This is a genomic window from Mesorhizobium sp. B2-8-3 (assembly GCF_006440815.1).
In the GTDB taxonomy this organism is placed as follows: Bacteria; Pseudomonadota; Alphaproteobacteria; order Rhizobiales; family Rhizobiaceae; genus Mesorhizobium.
Window position 1 is genome coordinate 93,727 of record NZ_VFTW01000019.1, and the last position, 18,148, is coordinate 111,874.

General features: G+C 62.5%; 17 protein-coding genes, 1 tRNA gene and 1 pseudogene. 8 read left to right on the forward strand and 11 right to left on the reverse strand.

What is annotated here, in order from left to right:
- Window positions 1–113: 113 nt before the first annotated feature.
- Entirely contained in the window at window positions 114–1,376 is a 1,263-nt protein-coding gene (locus FJ418_RS23625; RefSeq protein WP_140869711.1) for a septal ring lytic transglycosylase RlpA family protein, read from the reverse strand.
- Window positions 1,377–1,442: 66 nt separating this feature from the next.
- On the opposite strand from FJ418_RS23625, the gene FJ418_RS32055 reads away from it, so the two are divergent.
- From FJ418_RS32055 to FJ418_RS23635, 3 genes are all read left to right on the forward strand, one after another.
- Window positions 1,443–1,619 carry a hypothetical protein gene (locus tag FJ418_RS32055; RefSeq protein WP_181167062.1) on the forward strand — a complete coding sequence of 59 codons (177 nt, stop codon included), beginning with the start codon at window positions 1,443–1,445 and terminating at the stop codon, window positions 1,617–1,619.
- 333 nt (window positions 1,620–1,952) lie between these two features.
- Window positions 1,953–2,042: transfer RNA gene (locus tag FJ418_RS23630), tRNA-Ser, on the forward strand.
- 332 nt (window positions 2,043–2,374) lie between these two features.
- On the forward strand, window positions 2,375–3,061 hold the full coding sequence (locus FJ418_RS23635; protein WP_181167063.1) for an outer membrane protein: 687 nt from the start codon (window positions 2,375–2,377) through the stop codon (window positions 3,059–3,061).
- Window positions 3,062–3,388: 327 nt separating this feature from the next.
- Here the strand turns inward: FJ418_RS23635 and FJ418_RS32060 are convergent.
- Window positions 3,389–3,739, reverse strand: a pseudogene (locus FJ418_RS32060) (autotransporter domain-containing protein); the annotation flags it as partial.
- A gap of 93 nt (window positions 3,740–3,832) precedes the next feature.
- Here FJ418_RS32060 and FJ418_RS23645 point away from each other — a divergent pair.
- From FJ418_RS23645 to rimO, 3 genes are all read left to right on the forward strand, one after another.
- Entirely contained in the window at window positions 3,833–4,240 is a 408-nt protein-coding gene (locus FJ418_RS23645) for a DUF930 domain-containing protein (RefSeq protein WP_181167064.1), read from the forward strand.
- Between the two features lie 272 nt (window positions 4,241–4,512).
- Window positions 4,513–5,199 (forward strand): TerC family protein, encoded by a 687-nt coding sequence (locus FJ418_RS23650; RefSeq protein WP_140859370.1) that lies wholly within the window; start codon window positions 4,513–4,515, stop codon window positions 5,197–5,199.
- 178 nt (window positions 5,200–5,377) lie between these two features.
- On the forward strand, window positions 5,378–6,691 hold the full coding sequence (gene rimO, locus FJ418_RS23655; protein ID WP_140869720.1) for a 30S ribosomal protein S12 methylthiotransferase RimO: 1,314 nt from the start codon (window positions 5,378–5,380) through the stop codon (window positions 6,689–6,691).
- An 85-nt stretch (window positions 6,692–6,776) separates the two neighbouring features.
- Here the strand turns inward: rimO and FJ418_RS23660 are convergent, their stop codons facing one another.
- From FJ418_RS23660 to FJ418_RS23695, 8 genes are all read right to left on the reverse strand, one after another.
- Window positions 6,777–7,844, reverse strand: coding sequence for a BMP family ABC transporter substrate-binding protein (locus FJ418_RS23660; protein ID WP_140646205.1), 1,068 nt, complete (start codon window positions 7,842–7,844; stop codon window positions 6,777–6,779).
- A 51-nt stretch (window positions 7,845–7,895) separates the two neighbouring features.
- A complete protein-coding gene (locus FJ418_RS23665) occupies window positions 7,896–8,816 on the reverse strand; it encodes an ABC transporter permease (RefSeq protein ID WP_140657797.1) in 921 nt (306 codons plus the stop codon).
- Window positions 8,816–9,946, reverse strand: a complete 1,131-nt coding sequence (locus tag FJ418_RS23670; RefSeq protein WP_140782750.1) for an ABC transporter permease — start codon at window positions 9,944–9,946, stop codon at window positions 8,816–8,818. The genes FJ418_RS23665 and FJ418_RS23670 overlap by 1 nt, the downstream gene beginning before the upstream one ends.
- Window positions 9,943–11,520 (reverse strand): ABC transporter ATP-binding protein, encoded by a 1,578-nt coding sequence (locus tag FJ418_RS23675; RefSeq protein ID WP_181167065.1) that lies wholly within the window; start codon window positions 11,518–11,520, stop codon window positions 9,943–9,945. The genes FJ418_RS23670 and FJ418_RS23675 overlap by 4 nt, the downstream gene beginning before the upstream one ends.
- Before the next feature lie 254 nt (window positions 11,521–11,774).
- Complete coding sequence (locus FJ418_RS23680; RefSeq protein WP_140869726.1) at window positions 11,775–12,752, reverse strand: quinone oxidoreductase; 978 nt, start codon at window positions 12,750–12,752, stop codon at window positions 11,775–11,777.
- Between the two features lie 130 nt (window positions 12,753–12,882).
- Window positions 12,883–13,701, reverse strand: a complete 819-nt coding sequence (pcsA, locus tag FJ418_RS23685; protein ID WP_181167066.1) for a phosphatidylcholine synthase — start codon at window positions 13,699–13,701, stop codon at window positions 12,883–12,885.
- Window positions 13,698–14,312, reverse strand: a complete 615-nt coding sequence (locus FJ418_RS23690) for a DUF1326 domain-containing protein (protein ID WP_140869730.1) — start codon at window positions 14,310–14,312, stop codon at window positions 13,698–13,700. Before FJ418_RS23690 ends, pcsA begins: the two co-directional genes overlap by 4 nt.
- Window positions 14,313–14,325: 13 nt before the next feature.
- Window positions 14,326–15,216, reverse strand: a complete 891-nt coding sequence (locus FJ418_RS23695) for a DUF2182 domain-containing protein (protein ID WP_140869733.1) — start codon at window positions 15,214–15,216, stop codon at window positions 14,326–14,328.
- Between the two features lie 101 nt (window positions 15,217–15,317).
- Here FJ418_RS23695 and FJ418_RS23700 point away from each other — a divergent pair, with 101 nt between their 5' ends.
- Window positions 15,318–16,529 (forward strand): UbiH/UbiF family hydroxylase, encoded by a 1,212-nt coding sequence (locus tag FJ418_RS23700; protein ID WP_140869736.1) that lies wholly within the window; start codon window positions 15,318–15,320, stop codon window positions 16,527–16,529.
- Here the strand turns inward: FJ418_RS23700 and FJ418_RS23705 are convergent.
- Complete coding sequence (locus FJ418_RS23705; RefSeq protein WP_140869739.1) at window positions 16,506–17,468, reverse strand: AEC family transporter; 963 nt, start codon at window positions 17,466–17,468, stop codon at window positions 16,506–16,508. The two genes, FJ418_RS23700 and FJ418_RS23705, sit on opposite strands and share 24 nt — an antisense overlap.
- Before the next feature lie 214 nt (window positions 17,469–17,682).
- Between FJ418_RS23705 and hspQ the strand changes: the two genes are divergently transcribed.
- Window positions 17,683–18,006, forward strand: coding sequence for a heat shock protein HspQ (hspQ, locus tag FJ418_RS23710; protein WP_181167067.1), 324 nt, complete (start codon window positions 17,683–17,685; stop codon window positions 18,004–18,006).
- The last annotated feature ends 142 nt before the right edge of the window (window positions 18,007–18,148 follow it).

The following is an 18,148-nucleotide window of genomic DNA, read 5'->3' on the forward strand; positions in this document are numbered from 1 at the left end:
GACCCAATCTGGGCAATACCGGAAGCGGGGAGCCACCCGGAATTGCGCAAAACTACCCCGCGGCCAAGCTATCAGGATTGTTTCGACCGGATCAACGGGCCGCGCGAATTTGATCAGTTACGCACAGCCAACGCATCCGGCGCGCCATGCGACCAGGCTGCCTGAAGCAGGTCGTCGATGCTGCCATGGCCGTCCGGGTAGACGTTGACCGCATACCAGTCATTGCCGTCGAGTTCGGTGCGCTGGATCTCGGCCCGGCCGAACGGCTCGAGCGCCGCGGCCACGCGCTTTGCCTCCGCGGCCTCGTCGAAGGAGCCGGCGGCGACGTAGTCGGACGCGGGCGTCTGTTCCTGACGGATCGATTTCCGCCACGACTGCAGGACATCAGCCGGCGACATGCCGCCTGCATCGAGCGCCGCAAAGACATCCGCGCGCTTTACCCGTTCGTCCGCGTAAGACAGCGAAGCCATGGCGAAGGGCGAGTTCGACGGGAGCGTAAGATCCGGCCGTTCCGGTACGATCGGCCCGAAATCGGGCAGCACGACATCGCTGGCGCCCTCCACCGAGAATGCAGCCGGCTGCACGGCCGGCTGCTCCGACAGGCCCGGTTGCGCGGCAAAGGCCTCGCCCGAATTGGTCAATTGGCCAGGGAACGGCACGGCGGCCGGCGGCGCGCCCACCGGCAGGCTCGGCGATGGGCCGTTCATGGCCACCATCACGCCGGTCGGCAGGCCGTCCGAAGGATCCGGCCGGTTGTTGCCGGGGTGGTAGGAAGCCACCAGATACCGGTCGTCGTCGCCGTCGAGCGGCGCGCGGCCGACATATTCCACTTTGACCCTGGCCGTGCCGACCTTGGCATAGTCGAGCATCTGCGCCGCGCGTTCGGAGACGTCGATGATGCGGCCTTCGTGATAGGGGCCGCGGTCGTTGACGCGCACGATCACCGAGCTGCCGGTCTCCAGATTGGTGACGCGGGCATAGCTCGGCAGCGGCATTGTCGGATGCGCCGCCGTCAGATGCGTCATGTCATAGATTTCGCCATTGGCGGTCAGACGGCCGTGGAACGCATCGCCATACCAGGAAGCAAGCCCGACCTTGGCGTACCCCTTGTCTTCCTTGGGGTAGTACCACTTGCCGCGCACCTGGTAGGGCTTGCCGAGCTGGTCGCGGCCGCCGCCGCGCCGCATGAACTGGACACGCGGGCTCGCTTTCACGCCATATTCGGATTCGGCGAAATATTCCTTGGAGCGGGCCTTCTTGTAGACCATCCCTTTGGGTTCGGGCTGCGAGGCGCAGGCAGCCAAAAGCAGGCCCGAAAGGGCGCACAGGGCGAAAGCAGAAGCGCGACGAAGACGCGGGCGCGCCGAAATCTGCATGTTTTCGATTGTCCCCTACCGTGCTGCCACCCGTCCGGGCCAGAAGTCGCCCGCCAGGCCAACACCTTGATCCCCAATCCCTTTTGCACAGGAATTGCTTATCACGATGTTAATCGATTATGGCCGCAACAGGGCGAGATTATGGCGCGAGGCGGTACCACCACGCTCGGAAAATCCGCGTTCTTCGAGAATGCCCTGCTGCCAACAACGGCCCGCAAGATCGACGGCATCAAATCCGAATAAGAGTAAAGGTTGTCCGCTAATCCGCCCGCGCATCGGACGGCACCTGCTGGGCCGTCGCACGAGACAGCATGCCACGCTTTGTCAGCACGGGTTTCTCGTAGGTTTTCTTCATGATTGCCCCCTGTTTGAAATATTAGCAGATTGAGATTGACAGGCTCTTGACGGCACTGTCAATGCAACGAACCGGCTGTCCCCGGGTCCGCAAAACAATGGATTGAGCCGTTCCTGCGATTGACAGGTCTTTGCGCGTCGCACTAGAGCATGGGCGCTCTCGATCCTGTCGGCACGGTCTATGGCCCCAAACAGGACGAAGCGCCTCGTGAAGATCACGATGGAGGGATGGCCGAGCGGTTTAAGGCACCGGTCTTGAAAACCGGCGTGGGCGCAAGTTCACCGTGGGTTCGAATCCCACTCCCTCCGCCACAATGACTTGATTTAATTTAATAATTTAGCATTTTTCAAAGCTTACCCGCCAAAATGCCCGCTATTCGAAATGCTATTGATTCAGACGGTATGCGACGCCATGCAACAGCATCTCTCACCCTCTTGGCAGCTTATGAATCTCCAACCTGACCGGCCCGCCCCTGTGAAAATCCATGCGTCCCGCCGGCCATGACGTGCTCTGATAACGTCCCTTTCCAGGTCGTGTTGCTTCGCCGCAACAGGGCATTGAAATCGCCTGAAGGCTCGGAAGTACAGATATTGCCGCTAAGACGTTGCTCCTATAGCCCCTGATGCGTAACACGGAGCCTGGCATGAAATCGATTCTGCTCGCGACCGCAACTCTCATTGCTTCTACTGGCGGCGCTTTCGCTGCTGGCGTTCTAGCCTCGGACCCGGTGGCGTCTACGTACAACTGGACGGGGCTCTACGTCGGGGCTCAAGCCGGTTACGAGTGGGCGAGGACCAGCTACAGTTTCAACGGCCCTCACGCCCCTTACCCAAGCGGGACTTTTACTCCAAGCGGCTTTGTTGGTGGCCTGTACGTTGGATACAATCACCAATTCGACTCGCCGCTTGTCGTTGGTGTGCAAGGCGATATCGAATACGCCAATGTCAAAGGCAGTTTTAACAAGCCAATTTTAAGTTTGGGTGCCGGTAGCGCCGATTTGCGCTGGCAAGGCTCCGCGCGCGTTAGGGTCGGATACGCCTTCGATCGCTTCCTGCCCTATGTTACCGGTGGCGTTGCCTTTGGCAATTTCCGCTTTGCCGGCGGCCCGGACCCGGCAACTTTGCAATCTTGGACGAAGACCAAAACCGGTTGGACCATCGGTGCCGGATTGGAGTACGCGTTCGCTGATAAATGGAGCGCGCGACTAGAGTATCGCTACACTGACTTCGGGACCGCAAGCGGAAATGAGGCCCCAGTCTTTCCGGATGTGATCGAAACTATGAAAATTCGAGGCCACGCAGTTCGCGTTGGTGTGAGCTACAAGTTTTAATCTGCCCACTTGCCTCTGCCATTGCGACCGTCGCAAAGCTCACCAGCAAGCCAGAATGGACCCCTACCTTTACCCCACTTGCCATTCCCTAGGTCGAGCGCACCATTGATCGTTGAATTCGTTGTGAAGTTGTCGCAGATCGACCGCGCCAGCGCCTGTTTGAATATTTGCTGCTCTTCCGCCCAACCTCCCTCTCGCAACCAACAGAAGTTCGGCGAGCTATGGAATCGAAGAGTTTAAAAACCACTCCCTCCGCCACCTTGCATCGCGGTTCAAGCTTCGCAGGATCGGGGCGCGATCCTCGGTCGAGGTTGGTCGCCAGTCCCTCTACCAGTTCACCTTGAGACCGACATCGCCGCCATAGCTCTGCAAGCCGTCACCGAACTTGCCGTCGAAGGCGGCGAACATCGAGGTGTTTGAGCTCCAGTTCATCTTCAGCCCGGCATTGACCGCAACCGTGTCCTCGGCGGCCGAGGTGCCCTGGATGACGAAGGAGGTGCCCGGAGCCGCCTGGAAGCTTGGCTTCACCGAGCGGTCTGGCTCGAACTCATGCACCCAGGCCGCGCGGCCCCAGGCCTGCAGCGACTGGCCGTCGCCGACGCCGATCGTGGTACCGAGTTGCAGGCCCAGCGAGACCGGCAGCGAGGTGACGACGCGGTGATCGAAGCTGAAGCCTAGCGCGCCGCCGTCAGACGAAGCGGTTTCCGGCGCGCATTGGTGGAACGGTCAACAGTTGGTAAAACACCGTTCATTTGATTTCTCGGACAAAATATGCTGCTTCTCGCGCCCATGAAAAAGCTCTGCCTGATGGTTCTGGCGTCGCTGACGCCGGTCTTGCCGGCCAAGGCGATGGACAATGCCTTGCGCGCCGGCCTGATGAAACTCGATCCGCAGACTCGCCTCGAGCAGCGCTGTGACGCCGAGGTGCTCGACCGGATCAGCCACGACGATCGCAACTACAAGGCCGACCGCGTCGTGGCCTACGCCTTCGCCACGCCGCAGATGAGCGCCGATGCCATCAAGAGCTCGGGCGCCGCCTTCCGCAGCAAGGGTCAATGGTACCGGCTGAAGTTCAAATGCCAGACCGGGCCGGACCATATGGAAGTGCTGCAGTTCCGCTACAAGATCGGCGACGAAATCCCGGAATCCGACTGGGCCAAATATAATCTCTACGATTAATGCATGTCGCGCAAAAATATGCAGCGGTTTTGCGATAACGACATGCATGAAAACAAAGCCTTAAAGCGCGTCGCCTGAATCCGCTTCAGCGCGACGCGCTTTAGCTTTCGGCTGTGTCCGCCTTGCCGGCGACCACCCGAAATCCTTGAGGGCTTGCGCCGCCGGCGTTGTTTTCCGGCGATGTCCAAACCTGCGCCTTGACGCCGATGGACCATGCCTTTAGGGCCGTCTCGGTAAAGGCTACGCTCATTTCAGGCAAGGATTTCTAGTCGATGGAAATATTCACTGCCGCAGGCCTTTCGGCTCTCCTCCAGGTCGTCGCAATCGATCTCGCGCTCGCGGGCGACAACGCGATTGTGATCGGCCTCGCGGCGGCCGGCCTTCCCGCGGATCAGCGCAAGCGCGCCATCCTTGTCGGCATCGCGGCGGCCACTGTCCTGCGCATCGTCTTTGCCCTGATCACCCAATGGCTGCTGAGCATCGGCCCCATGCTGCTTATCGCCGGCGGACTTCTGCTTCTGTGGGTGTGCTGGAAGATGTGGCGCGAGCTGCGCGTCAGCCACGAGGATGAGCGCGACGCGACGGAAGCACTGTCGAACGGCGATTATAACAAGGACGGCAAAATCGCTGGCAAGGGCCCGCGCAAGACATTCTCGCAGGCCGCTTGGCAGATCGTCATTGCCGACGTTTCGATGTCGCTCGACAACGTGCTCGCCGTTGCCGGCGCAGCCATGAAGCATCCCACGGTGCTGATCATCGGATTGGTCCTTTCGATCGCGCTGATGGGCTTTGCCGCATCCTTCGTCGCGCGCCTGCTGCACAAATACCGCTGGATCGCCTATATCGGCCTGCTGATCATCCTCTATGTCGCCGTGAACATGCTTCTGGGAGGCGCCGTGCAGCAGTTTCCCGACCATTTTGCCTTCCTGGCGCCATGGTTCGGGCCGGACGGCCACTGACGCCCTTTCAGGCGAGCGTTTGCCGCATCGCCTTTTTCCTGGCCGGCTGGCAGGTTTGCATCTCTGCCGAAGCGTGCTATTGCGCCGCGCGAAATGGCTCAAAGCCGCGCGCGTAGATCGATCTCCGGAGCCTGAGGCTCAATCCTCGATCTCGCTCTCATCTCTTGGAAAAAAGTCCATGTCCGCCCCACGCGTCAGTTTCGTCAGTCTTGGATGCCCGAAGGCGCTCGTCGATTCCGAGCGCATCATCACGCGGCTGCGCGCCGAGGGCTATGAGATCGCACGCAAGCATGACGGTGCCGACCTCGTCGTGGTCAACACCTGCGGCTTCCTCGATTCCGCGCGCGACGAGTCGCTCAACGCCATCGGCTCGGCGCTGTCGGAGAACGGTCGCGTCATCGTCACAGGCTGCCTCGGTGCCGAGCCGGAGGTCATCCGCGAAAAACACCCCAATGTGTTGGCGATCACCGGCCCGCAGGCCTATGAGAGCGTGATGGCGGCGGTCCACGAGGCGGCTCCGCCCAGCCACGATCCCTATGTCGACCTGCTGCCGCCGCAGGGCGTGAAGCTGACGCCGCGCCACTACGCCTATCTGAAGATTTCCGAGGGCTGCAACAACCGCTGCACCTTCTGCATCATCCCGGCATTGCGCGGCGACCTCATCTCGCGCCCGGCCGCGGATGTGCTGCGCGAAGCCGAAAAGCTCGCCAAGGCCGGCGTCAAGGAGATCCTGGTCATCTCGCAAGACACTAGCGCCTACGGCATCGACATCAAATACCAGACGTCGATGTTCGGCGATCGCGAGGTGCGGGCGAAATTCCTCGACCTTTCCGAGGAGCTCGGCAAGCTCGGCATCTGGATACGCATGCATTATGTGTACCCCTACCCGCATGTCGCCGACGTCATTCCGCTGATGGCCGAGGGAAAGATCCTCCCCTATCTCGACATTCCCTTCCAGCACGCCTCGCCACAGGTGCTGAAGAACATGCGGCGCCCCGCGCATGGCGAAAAGACGCTGGACCGCATCCGCGGCTGGCGCGAGGTCTGCCCTGACCTCGCCATCCGCTCGACCTTCATCGTCGGTTTTCCCGGCGAGACCGAAGACGATTTTCAGATGCTGCTCGATTGGCTGGACGAAGCCAGGATCGACCGCGCCGGCTGTTTCAAATACGAGCCGGTCAAGGGCGCGCGCTCCAACGACCTCGGGCTGGAACAGGTGCCGCAGGAGATCAAGGAAGCGCGCTGGCACCGGTTCATGCAGCGCCAGCAGAAAATCTCGGCAGCGCAGTTGGCCAAGAAAGTCGGCAAGCGCCTGCCCGTGCTGGTCGACGACGCGTATGGTACATCCGGCAAAGGCCGCACCAAATACGACGCGCCGGAGATCGACGGCTCGGTGCATATCCAGTCGCGGCGGCCGCTGCGCGCCGGCGAGATCGTCACCGTCAAGATCGACCGTGCGGACGCTTATGATCTTTATGGATCGGCCGTCTGATCGCCCTCGACCGCGAAGGGAACGCCAAATGAAGAAGGGCGCCGCGCGGCGCCCTTTTCATTTCTGATTTTGCGACTTGCCCGCCTTATTGCGGCAGCTTGTCGTCGATGCCCTTGACGTAGAAATTCATGCCGAGCAGCGTGCCGTCGTCGGCGACCTCGCCGTCCTTCAGCCAGGGCGAGCCATCCTGCTTGGAGACAGGTCCGGTGAAGGGATTCCAGCCGCCGGCGATCTTCTTCTCGGTCGCCTCGGCCATCGCCTTCACATCGTCCGGCATGTTGGTGTAGGGCGCGAGCTTGACGGCGCCGTCCTTGATGCCGAGCCAGACATTGTCCGGCTTCCAGCTGCCGTCGAGCGCCGCCTGGACGCGGCTGATATAGTACGGGCCCCATTCGTCGGTCAGCGAGGTCAGCTGCGCGTTCGGCGCGAACTTGATCATGTCGGACGACTGGCCGAAACCATGCAGCTTGCGCTCCTCGGCGACCTGCAGCGCGGCGGTCGAATCGGTGTGCTGGACGATGATGTCGGCGCCCTGGTCGAACAGCGCCTTGGCGGCGTCGGCTTCCTTGCCCGGATCGAACCAGGAGTTCACCCACACGATCTTCACCTTGAAGTCGGGATTGACCGATTGGGCGCCGAGGATGAAGGAGTTGATGCCCATCACCACTTCCGGGATCGGGAAGGAAACGATGTAGCCGGCGAGGCCCTTCTTCGATTCCTTGGCCGCGATCTGGCCGAGCACATAGCGGCCTTCATAGAAGCGCGCATTGTAGATGCCGAGATTGTCGCCGGTCTTGAAGCCGGTGGCATGCTCGAACATCACCTTGGGAAACTTCTTGGCGACCTTCACCTCGGCATCCATGAAGCCGAAGGAAGTGCCGAAGATGATCTTGCAATTCTCGCGCGCCAGGCGCTCGAAAGCGCGGTCGGCGTCCGGGCCCTCCGAGACGTTTTCGAGATAGGCGGTCTCGACCTTGTCGCCGAGCGCCTTCTCGACTTCGAGCCGGCCCTGGTCGTGCTGGTAGGAATAGCCGAAGTCGCCGATCGGACCCGTGTAGACCCAGCAGGCCTTGAGCTTGTCGGCGGCCTGGGCGGTTGCCGCCAGGGACAGGGCCGCGGCCGTGGTCATCAACGCAATAAGCAGTTTTTTCATTGTGTTACCTCTCTGAGTTAAGCCTTGGAGCTTCCCGTCTTTTTGTTGTTGTCAACGATCCGGAACAAATGGCTGCCCCAACGAAGCCGGCGTGTTCATCATCGTCAGCCGCTTGTTGCGCGAGATTAGAACGAGAACCACGACGGTTGCCAGATAGGGCAGCGAAGAAAGAAACTGCGAAGGCACCGGAATGCCAAAAGCCTGTGCATGAAGCTGGCCGATCCACACTGCGCCGAAGATGTAAGCGCCGGCCAGCACCCGCCACGGGCGCCAGGAAGCGAACACCACCAGCGCCAGCGCGATCCAGCCGCGGCCCGCGCTCATGTTCTCCACCCATTGCGGCGTGTAGACCAGCGACAGGTGGCCGCCGGCAAGGCCGGCGCAGGCGCCGCCGAAGATCACGGCGAGATAGCGGTAGCGGATGACCTTGATGCCAAGCGCGTGCGCAGACGTATGGCTGTCGCCGATCGAGCGAAGCGTAAGCCCTGTGCGCGTCTTGAACAGGAACCACATCACCGCCGCGGTCAGCGCGATCGAGATGTAGAAGACCGGATCCTGGCCGAAGATCAGCCTGCCGACGACCGGGATCGAGCTGATCCCCGGGATGTCGAGATTTGGCAATCTCACGCCCGGCTGGCCGACAAAGCTGGTGCCGATCATGCCGGAAAGGCCGAGACCGAGCAGCGTCAGCGACAGGCCGGTCGCCACCTGGTTGGTCGCGAGCGACAGCGTCATGACGGCGAACAGCAGCGAGAACAGCGCACCGACGATGATAGCGGCAAGCAGGCCGATCCACGGCGACCCGGTGAGGTAGCCGGCACCGAAGCCGCCGACGGCGCCCATGATCATCATGCCCTCGACGCCGAGATTGAGCACACCGGAGCGCTCGACCACCAGTTCGCCGATCGCCGCGATCAAAAGCGGCGTCGCCGCGGTCGCAATGGTCAAAAGGATGTTGACGGCGATGTCCATCAGCGGGCCTCCTCGAGCTTGGGCGCCGCTTCGAGCTGCGCCGCGCCGTTCGGCTTCGTCAGCGCCATGCCGATCAGGCGAATGCGGTAATGGATGAGCGTGTCACAGCCGAGCACGAAGAACAAAAGCATGCCCTGGAACACGCGCGCCACCTTGTCGGAAATGCCGAGGGCGCTCTGAACCGCCTCGCCGCCCAGATAGGTCAGCGCCAGCACCAGGCCCGCGGCCACGATACCCAGCGGATTGAGCCGGCCGAGGAAGGCGACGATGATGGCGGTGAAGCCGTAGCCGGGCGATATCACCGGCTGCAACTGGCCGATGGCGCCGGACACTTCCGAGATGCCTGCAAGGCCGGCCAGCGCGCCGGACAGAAGGAAGGTGAAGAACACCATCCGGTTGAAGCCGAAGCCGGCGAAGCGCCCTGCCCTTGGGCTGGAGCCCAGCACGCGCACCTCGAAACCCTTGAGCATGCGGCTCATCATCAGCCAGACCAGCACGGCGGCCACCAGGGCGAAGACGAAGCCCCAATTGGCGCGGCCGGCATCCGGCATCAGCTCGGGCAGCACGGCGGAATCGCCAAACTGGATCGTCTGCGGGAAGCCGTGGCCTTGCGGATCGCGCCATGGACCGCGCACCAGCCAGTCGAGGAAGAGCTGCGCGACATAGACCAGCATCAGGCTGGTCAGGATCTCGTTGGTGCTGAAGCGGGTCTTCAACAACGCCGGGATGGAAGCGTAGAACGCGCCGCCGACCATGCCGAGCAGAAGCATCAGCGGGATCACCAGCGGGCCTTCGAACTGCGGGAACAGCACCGGGATGATCGAGCCGAAGATCGCGCCGAAAATGAACTGGCCTTCGGCGCCGATGTTCCAGATGTTGGCCTTGTAGCAGACCGACAAGCCGACCGCGATCAGGATGAGCGGTGCTGCCTTGATCGCCAGTTCGTGCAGCTGCCAGACCTGGCTGATCGGCTCGACGAAATAGATTTGGAAGGCGTTGAGCGGATTGACGCCGAGCAGGGCGAACATGATGGCGCCGGCGATGATCGTCAGCGCGAAGGCGATGAAGGGCGACAGCATCGAGAACAGCGCCGAGCGCTGCGGGCGTTTGACGAGTTCGATACGCATCATGCCACCTCCAGGCTGTGTTCGGCGTGGCCGGGCTCGGCGCCGCCCATCAACAGGCCGATCTTCTCGAACGTCGCCTCGGCGATCGGCAGCGGCACCGACAGTTCTCCGTTGTGCATGACGGCGATCGCATCCGACAGTTCGAACAATTCGTCGAGGTCCTGGCTGATGACGAGGACCGCCGAGCCGCTGCGGGCAAGTTCGATGAGTGCCTGGCGGATATGGGCGGCAGCCCCGGCATCCACGCCCCAAGTCGGCTGGTTGACGATCATCACGCTCGGCTTGCGGTCGAGCTCGCGGCCGACGATGAATTTCTGCAGATTGCCGCCCGACAGCGCAGCCGCCTCCGGATCGGGCGCGCTCTTGCGCACGTCCATGGCCGTGATGATGCGCTGCGCGGCGCTGTACACCGCGCCGTTCTTGACCATGCCGCCTGAGCCGACGAAAGCCTTGCCGTCGGTGGCATGGCGGGACAGAAGCAGGTTTTCCGAAAGCTTCATGCGCGGCGCCGCGCCATGGCCGAGGCGCTCTTCCGGCACAAAGGCGGCGCCCATCAGGCGGCGGCCGGTGATCGATAGGCCGCCGGCGTCCTTGCCGCGAATGCGCACCGAGCCGGCGTCCTGCTGCAGCACTTCGCCGGAGGCGGATTCGAAGAACTCGCCCTGGCCGTTGCCGGCCACGCCGGCGATGCCGATCACTTCGCCGGCGCGCACGGTGAGGTTGATGTTCTTGAGCGGAATGGCGAAAGGGGTCGCCGGCTTGCGGGTAAGCCCGCGGATTTCCAGCAGCGCCGGCGCCGTTTCGATGCCTTCGGCCGGCGCGCGCACCACGGCCTTCACCTCGCTGCCGACCATCATGCGGGCGAGCGACGCGGCGGTCTCCTGGCGCGGGTTGCAATGGCCGACGACCTTGCCATGGCGCAGCACCGTGGCGCGGTCGCAGATGCGTTTGACCTCTTCCAGCCGGTGCGAGATGTAGAGGATCGACTTGCCTTCCGAGCGCAGGCGCTCCAGCGTTTCGAACAGCTTGTCGGCTTCCTGCGGCGTCAACACCGAGGTCGGCTCGTCGAGGATGATGAGCTGCGGCGTCTGCAACAGGCAGCGGATGATCTCGATGCGCTGGCGTTCGCCGACCGAGAGGTCTCCGACCAGCGAATCCGGATCGAGCGGCAGGCCGTAGCTGTAAGACAGCGCCCTCGCCTTCGCCGCGATGCTGCCGATTGGCGAACCGTCATTGAGCGAAAGCGCGATGTTCTCGGCCGCAGTAAGCGCTTCGAACAGCGAGAAATGCTGGAACACCATGCCGATGCCGAGCTTCTTGGCCACGCCCGGGCTGGTGATCTTGACCGGCTTGCCGTCCCAGAAGATCTCGCCCGAGTTCGGCTCGAGCGATCCGAACAGCATCTTGACCAGCGTCGACTTGCCGGCGCCGTTCTCGCCGAGCAGCGCGTGGATCTCGCCTTTTGCGATATTGAGATCGATGTGATCGCACGCCGTCAGCGTGCCGAAAATCTTGGTTAGGCCACGAACCTCGAGCAGGTTCGCCCTGTCATGATTTGCACTCACAGTGCCTCCCATCTGGTTTCCCAGATATGTTCTGTGTTCCCGAAAGCATGGTATGCGCGGCCGGCTCCAGTCGGAAAGCAGCACCCGACTTGAAAGAGCTTCAAGAATTTCAGCGGAAACTCAAGGGCTAAGATAGACCCGTAGAGAACGACAGCAAATCAACAACGCTTTTCGGGCAAGGCCCTGCCTTCGGGGACGGCAGGTCGCCGAAAAACAGGGCAGCCGGCTACAGCATGGCGCCGAAAAGTGTGAAGCGGTGAAGCGCTCTAGGGAATGAGGACAGTCGTTCCCGTTGTCTTGCGCGCCTCGAGATCCGCTTGCGCCTTTGCCGCGTCCTTCAGCGCATAGCGCTGGTTGATCTTGATCTCGACAGCGCCGCTCTCGACCACGTCGAAAAGCGCTTCGGCCGACTTCACCAGATCCTCGCGCTTGGCGTTGTAGACGAACAGCGTCGGCCGGGTCGCATAGATCGAGCCCTTCTGCGCCAGGAGCGACATCGAGAAAGGCGGGATCGGCCCGGACGACTGGCCGAAGCTGACGAACATGCCGAGCGGCCGCAGGCAATCGAGCGATGCCGGAAAGGTGTCGGCGCCGACGGAATCGTAGACGACGTCGCATTTCTTCCCGCCCGTAAGCGCCGCGACGCCGGCGGCGAAATCCTGATCCTTGTAGTTGATGACGTGGTCGAAGCCATGCGCCCGGGCGAGCTCGATCTTGTCGGCGGAGCTCGCGGTGCCGATCACCGTCGCGCCGAGATGCTTTGCCCATTGGCCGAGGATCAGGCCGACGCCGCCGGCGGCGGCGTGATAGAGGATCGTGTCGCCGGCCTTGACGGGAAAGGTGCGGCGCAAGAGGTATTCGGCCGTCATGCCCTTCAGCATCATGGCCGCCGCCTGTTCGTCGCTGATGCCGTCCGGCACCTTGACCACACGGTCGGCGGCGATCACCCGTTTCTCGCAATAGGCCCCGACATTGACGGCATAGGCAATGCGGTCGCCGGGCTTCAGCCAGTCGACGCCGGTACCGAGCGCCAGCACGACCCCTGCCGCCTCGCCGCCCGGGATCAGCGGAAAGCCGCCGGGTGGCGGGTAAAGCCCGGAGCGGTGATAGACGTCGATGAAGTTGAGGCCGATCGCCGTGTGCCGGATCAGGATCTGGCCTTCTCCCGGCTGGCCCGGATCGGCATTTTCATAGGCCAGGACTTCGGGACCGCCATTGGCGTGGATGCGGATTGCCTTGGACATCGCTCAACTCTCTGAAGGATATGGGATATGGACAGGATCTGGAGCATGACCGCGCGCCTGTCGTCGGGGAAGACCATGCTCCAACAAAAGTTCAGGATGACCATCCAACAAATGTCATCCAGATCCAGGATCAGGACTTCTTGGTGCCCAGATTGGGAAACATCTGCATGACGCCTCCGATGCAGGCGAGATAGAGGCCGGTGATCGTGATGCCGATCTTGGTGAAGCTGTTGACCTGCTCTCCCAGCACGCCGATCTTGTCGTAGAAGGCGGCAAGTGCTGCCTGCGCCAGCGCCAGCGCGCCGAAGGCGCACCATAAAAGCGTCATGCCGAGATTGACCGGCCTCAGCCGCACGACGCGCACCGGATGGATGAAATTGATCGGCAGGAAGGTCAAAATGCCTGCGACCACCACAACGGCAAAAGACACCCATTGGCCCGGCTCTATGACGAAGAGCGTGAACACCACCATGTTCCAGACGACCGGGAACCCCTTGAAGAAGTTCTCCTTCGTCTTCATGCCGGTGTCGGCATAGTAGATCGCGCTGGAGACGACGATGATGGCCGCGGACAGGAAGGACAGGTTCTCGCCCATGAAGCCACGCTGATAGAGCGCGAAGGCCGGTATGAGCACGTAAGTGACATAGTCGATGATGTTGTCGAGGAGCTCGCCCGACCACGTCGGCAGGATCTCCTTGACCTCGAGCTTCCTGGCGATCGGGCCGTCGATGCCGTCGACGAAAAGCGCCAGCCCCAGCCACCAGAACATCGCCGTCCAGCGTTCCTCGCTCGCCGCCACCAGCGACAGGAAGGCAAGGAACGATCCTGACGCCGTGAGCAGATGAACCGAGAACGCGCGCGCCTGCGGCCACGTCACCTTCTTCTTCGGCAGCGGAAGCCGCTCTGCGATCTTCTTGGCTGCCTTCCTGGCCGCTGTGTTCTTGCTCACGGTCCCCGCCAGTCCAGCTTGCAGATTTCGGCCGAGCGGCCGGCGAAATTCCAATTGCGGCCGAAGGCCCGCATCTTGCTCTTGTCGGACTTCGCCACGATGATTTCCGGCGCGATCCAATATTCCGAATTGGTGATCACCGTATCCTTCTCGCGATCCTTGCCGGCAATTGGCGTCACGGCACCGTCTATGATCTTCGGTATCTGGAAGACGCGCGTCTTGTCGCGCGTCTCGTAGGTGATCGGTACCTGCTCGACGCCGAGGAATTTCCCGACCAGGATCGACAGCAGCGATGTCGTGCCACCGGCCTTGCCGGTGAATATCTTCGTCAGCGCCTTCACCGCATAGACCGAGGCGCACTTGTCGATGAACAGTCCGGCCGTCCAGTTGCCGCGGCTCATATAGCCGGGGATTTCCATGATCAGGCCAAGATTGAGGCCCGACAGGTCGACGTCGCCGAAATGGCCTGCGTCGATGCGGAAGCCGGCCCAGGTCTGGCAATAGCCCTCGGTCGGCGGGTGGCTGCCGAGCGACAGCACGCAGGGACAGAAAACCGTGCAATTGCAGGAGAGTACCAACTCCCCTTTCATTGCCCAGCTTTGGTCGCTCATCGAATTCTCCCCCTCACGCCGAAACTAATAGCAGGGCAGCCGCCCACACAAGCAGTATCGCACCGGCAACCCGGCTGACCACCCTGCCGGTGGTCTGTTTTTCGATCAGGGTGAACAGGCCGATCAACGCCATCCAGAAGACGTTCATCGCGCCGACGGCGAACATCACCAGCATCAGCGCCCAGCAGCAACCGAGGCACCAGGCGCCCTGCTCCAGCCCCAAACGGAAGATGCGGGCTGGTTTGGCGCTCCAGTTGGCGAACAGGATCGAGAACGGGTTGCGGCACTTTTCCAGGCATGCCTGTTTCAGGCCGCTGAACTGATAGAGGCCGGCGACGAGCAGCGCGGCGCCGCCGGCAATGCCGATGGCGGGATCGAGCATCCGGCCGGAACCGGCAAAGGCGTAGATCGCAAGCGTCAACAGCGTGAAGCCCACGGATGCGCCAAGCCATGTGGTAAGGTATCCGGCGACAAGCACCAGCGGATGAACGGCGGGTTCGCCCTTGATTCTCGCCGTGTCGGCGATTTCGCAATAGGTGCGGATCAAGGGCGCCGCCGAAGGCAGCATTGTCGCCACGGCCATCAGGAACCACATCAGCACCAGCGCCGGCGCCTGCAGGCTGGCCGGGCCGGCAAGCGGCGCGGGCGCGAGGCAAAGAGCGAAGAAGCGGTCCAGAATACTCGGCAACGGCAGGCTCGGCAGATTCTTCAGCAGCATGTCGCCGGGGACGCCGACGGGGCTGCTTTCAGCGCCACGTATCGCCATCGCGCCGAGCAGGAGCCAGGCAAGAGCGACGCCCATACCGATCGTCAGCATGACAGCGCGGCGCGGGCTGCGCGCCACGCCTGCCGTCGCGCGGGCCGCCCGGTCGAGATGGCTGAAATCATGCTGCTCACCACTCATGACAATCGAATGGGCTGAATCGCCGCGTTGATCAAGCCGGCTGATCTGCCCTATATCCGTACAAAGGCCCGACGGGTCGCCTCGCATTGTGGAAGCCTGGCGTGGAGCACAACGACAAAGCCCGCATCCTGGTTGCCGGCAGCGGTCCGGCCGGCTTGATCGCGGCGCTCGGCTTTGCCGAGGCCGGTTTTCATGTGACGCTGGTCGGCCCTGAGGCCAATACCGCCGACGGCCGCACCACCGCCCTGATGAATCCAGCGCTTAAGGTTCTCGACCGGCTGGGCATCCTTGCCGAACTGAAGCCGCAGGCCGCGCCGCTCAAGGTGATGCGCATCGTCGACGCAACCCGCCGGTTGATCCGAAGCCCGACCGTGACCTTTCGCGCCAGCGAGATCGGCGAGGAACAGTTCGGACTCAATTTGCCGAACAAGGTTCTGATCCCCATCCTCGCCAAGGCCGTTTCAGCCCATCGCGGCGTCGAATGGCTGAAATCCATTGTCGAGTCATGGCGCCTGGACGCCGATCAGGCCCGCGCCCGGCTGGCCGACGGCAGCGAAATCTCCGCGTCCCTGGCGGTCGCCGCCGACGGTCGCCTGTCCCCGGCGCGGGAAGCCGCCGGCATTCGCGCCTCTGCGCGGCCCTATCCGCAATCGGCGCTCGTGCTCAATTTCGGCCACCGCAGCGAGCACGGCTTCGTTTCGACCGAGTTCCACACCGAAACAGGGCCGTTCACGCAGGTTCCGCTGCCCGGCAGGCGCTCGAGCCTTGTCTGGGTGGTCAAGCCGGAAACGGCGCAGGAGCTTGCCGCGCTCGACGATACAACCTTGTCGGGGCGTGTCGAGGAACAGATGCAATCGATGCTTGGCCGGGTCTCGGTCGAGCCGGGCCGCCAAGTCTATCCTTTGTCGGCGGCCTCGTCCGGTCGCTTCGCGCAAAACCGCGTGGCGCTGGTCGGCGAGGCAGCGCATGTGTTTCCGCCGATAGGCGCCCAAGGCCTCAACCTCGGCATCAGGGATATCGACGATCTGGTTGGAATCGCGAGTGAAAACAGCAGCGATCCCGGATCACGCCGAAGCCTAGCCTCCTATGACACGAGGCGCCGGCCCGACATATGGGCGCGCAGCGGTGCGGTGAACCTGCTCAACATGTCGCTCTTGTCCGACATGCTGCCGGCGCAGCTGGCGCGCAGCGCCGGCCTCAACGCGCTGGGCGGCTTCGCGCCGCTGCGCGCCTTCTTCATGCGCGAGGGACTGCGGCCCGGCAGCGGTTTCCGCGCGATTGCCGGCGGCTTAAGGAAAGAGGTCGGCCGGTAGGATTCCGTGCCGGATCGCGTAGAGCAGCGCGGTCACCGTCACCACCGAAAGGCATGTCGTGATCAGCACGCTGGCCGAAGCCCGCTGCACCCACACGTCGTATTGCTGCGCGATCACGAAGACGTTGGTCGCCGTCGGCAGCGCCGCCAGCAGCATGGCGGAAAAGACCCAGGTCGGCGAGAAATTACCGATCCAGCTCAGCACGACATAGCAAAGCAGCGGGTGGACGACCAGCTTCAGCCCGGCGATCAATGCAAGCTCGTGCGGCACGCGGTTGAGCGGCCTGAGCGCCAGCGTCACCCCCATCGCAAACAAGGCGCAAGGCGCGGCCGCGCGGGCGAGGTAGTCGAGGAAGCGATCGACAGGCAGCGGCGGGCGGAATTCAACATAGGCGGCGGCGACGCCAAGGGCCGTCGCGATGATGAAGGGATGCAGCGCGATCTTCTTCACGACGCCGAGCGCCAGTTGCAGCGGCGGCGCCTTCTCCTTGCCCGACAGCGCCATCATCATCGGCGCGACGGTGAAATGCACGATGTTCTCCAAGCAGAAGATCAGCGCCACCGGCACCGCCGCCTGCTCGCCGAATGCGAGCAAAGCAAGGCCCGGTCCCATATAGCCGATATTGCCGTAAGCGGCTGCAAGGGCGGTGATCGTCGCCGGCGCGATCCCGCCACGGGAAACGAAGACCGACCAGGCGAACATCAGCGTGAAGATCGCGTAGGTGGCGATCAGCGAGCCGAGGATGAAGCTCCACTCCGTCAACTGCTCGAACGGCGTCTTGGCGAGCAACTGAAAGAACAAAGCCGGCAGCGCGACATAGACGATGAAAATGTTCATCCAGCCGAGCGCCTCCAGCGGCTGCCTGGTGATGCGCGCCACCAGGAAACCGACAAAGATCATGCCGAAGAATGGAAGAACGAGACCGATGATGTCAGACATTTTCGCTCGGGCGGGAAAACTCCCGTGCGGGGCTAACCCGTTGCTTCGGCTAAGGTCAAGGAGTTCGGCTATTGAATTGCCGCAGCGTCTGCGCCAAATAGGCACCAAGCCGAAAGTCGGGGTCGATTTTTGGCCGGGTGACGTGTAAATTCAAGATCTTAGGCGCCTTGCGCGCAGCCACGACAGGCGCCTCGGAACCTAAGTGGTGAATGTGATGAAAACGGCCAAATTCTCGATCGGACAAGTGGTTCGCCATAGGCTGTTTCCGTTCCGCGGCGTGATCTTCGACGTCGATCCCGAATTCGCCAACACCGAGGAATGGTACGAGGCCATTCCCGCCGACGCGCGTCCGCGCAAGGACCAGCCTTTCTACCATCTTCTGGCGGAAAATTCGGAGACCGAATACATCGCCTATGTGTCCGAGCAGAACCTGCTCGAGGACCGGTCGGGCGAGCCGGTGCGGCATCCGCAGATCGGCGAGATGTTCGACAAGCTGCCGGACGGCCGCTACGAGCCAAAGCGCCAGTCGAGGCACTGAGCCAACGAATGTTGCTCAAGGCGCGCCGCGCGGCGACAACAAAAAAGCGGGGCATTTGCCCCGCTTCAGACTGCTGACAAACCTCTGGCATTTGCCGGGGGTTTTTGATTCACTGGGTCATGTTGAAGCGACCCGCCCCCGA

What these genes read in the sequence shown, in the direction of transcription:
- FJ418_RS23625 (WP_140869711.1), bottom strand. Translation starts at nt 1,376, where the DNA reads ATGCAGATTTCGGCGCGCCCGCGTCTTCGTCGCGCTTCTGCTTTCGCC.
- FJ418_RS23635 (WP_181167063.1), top strand. Translation starts at nt 2,375, where the DNA reads ATGAAATCGATTCTGCTCGCGACCGCAACTCTCATTGCTTCTACTGGC.
- FJ418_RS23645 (WP_181167064.1), top strand. Translation starts at nt 3,833, where the DNA reads ATGCTGCTTCTCGCGCCCATGAAAAAGCTCTGCCTGATGGTTCTGGCG.
- FJ418_RS23650 (WP_140859370.1), top strand. Translation starts at nt 4,513, where the DNA reads ATGGAAATATTCACTGCCGCAGGCCTTTCGGCTCTCCTCCAGGTCGTC.
- rimO (WP_140869720.1), top strand. Translation starts at nt 5,378, where the DNA reads ATGTCCGCCCCACGCGTCAGTTTCGTCAGTCTTGGATGCCCGAAGGCG.
- FJ418_RS23660 (WP_140646205.1), bottom strand. Translation starts at nt 7,844, where the DNA reads ATGAAAAAACTGCTTATTGCGTTGATGACCACGGCCGCGGCCCTGTCC.
- FJ418_RS23665 (WP_140657797.1), bottom strand. Translation starts at nt 8,816, where the DNA reads ATGGACATCGCCGTCAACATCCTTTTGACCATTGCGACCGCGGCGACG.
- FJ418_RS23670 (WP_140782750.1), bottom strand. Translation starts at nt 9,946, where the DNA reads ATGATGCGTATCGAACTCGTCAAACGCCCGCAGCGCTCGGCGCTGTTC.
- FJ418_RS23675 (WP_181167065.1), bottom strand. Translation starts at nt 11,520, where the DNA reads ATGGGAGGCACTGTGAGTGCAAATCATGACAGGGCGAACCTGCTCGAG.
- FJ418_RS23680 (WP_140869726.1), bottom strand. Translation starts at nt 12,752, where the DNA reads ATGTCCAAGGCAATCCGCATCCACGCCAATGGCGGTCCCGAAGTCCTG.
- FJ418_RS23690 (WP_140869730.1), bottom strand. Translation starts at nt 14,312, where the DNA reads ATGAGCGACCAAAGCTGGGCAATGAAAGGGGAGTTGGTACTCTCCTGC.
- FJ418_RS23695 (WP_140869733.1), bottom strand. Translation starts at nt 15,216, where the DNA reads ATGAGTGGTGAGCAGCATGATTTCAGCCATCTCGACCGGGCGGCCCGC.
- FJ418_RS23705 (WP_140869739.1), bottom strand. Translation starts at nt 17,468, where the DNA reads ATGTCTGACATCATCGGTCTCGTTCTTCCATTCTTCGGCATGATCTTT.
- hspQ (WP_181167067.1), top strand. Translation starts at nt 17,683, where the DNA reads ATGAAAACGGCCAAATTCTCGATCGGACAAGTGGTTCGCCATAGGCTG.